The organism is Ralstonia sp. VS2407, from assembly GCF_052950655.1.
Genome location: NZ_JBRFVG010000211.1, coordinates 1 through 484 on the forward strand (window position 1 = coordinate 1; position 484 = coordinate 484).

General features: G+C 67.6%; 1 protein-coding gene. It reads right to left on the bottom strand.

Annotated elements, in window-relative coordinates; genetic code table 11:
• Positions 1-363: outer-membrane lipoprotein carrier protein LolA (locus ACU8YE_RS24665; protein ID WP_446930066.1), on the bottom strand; the 363-nt coding region annotated here is incomplete at its 3' end.
• Positions 364-484 lie beyond the last annotated feature (121 nt).

The window sequence follows — 484 nt, forward strand, 5'->3', positions numbered from 1 at the left end:
GACCTGGTTCAGGTCGCGGTCGTACACGTAGAGCTTGTCGCCGTCGGCCTGCAGCACCTGCTGGTACGGCTTCTGGTACGTCCAGATGAACTTGCCCGGACGCGCGAACACGAACGTGCCGCTCGAATTGTCGGTGGGCTTCGGTGCGGCCTGTGCGGCGCTCGCGCCCTTGGCCGGCGCCTTGACGATCTGCTGCGTGAAATCGCCCTTCGCCGAACGCACCTGCGACACGAAGGCCTTCAGTTGCTCGGTGCCGCCCGCGAACGCGTGCGTCGCCGCGAGCATCAGCGATGCGCCGGCGAGCGCCGCGCCGAGCCAGCGCCGCGTCGAACGAAGGAAAGGGACGAACGAAAGTTGCTGCATATTGCGGTTTTCTCCCTGGGTGGACGGCGCTGCGGGCGCCGCGGACTCATTCCGCGTCGCGCGCCGGCACAAGAATCTCGCGGTTGCCGCTCGACGACATCGCCGACACGAGCCCCGACTG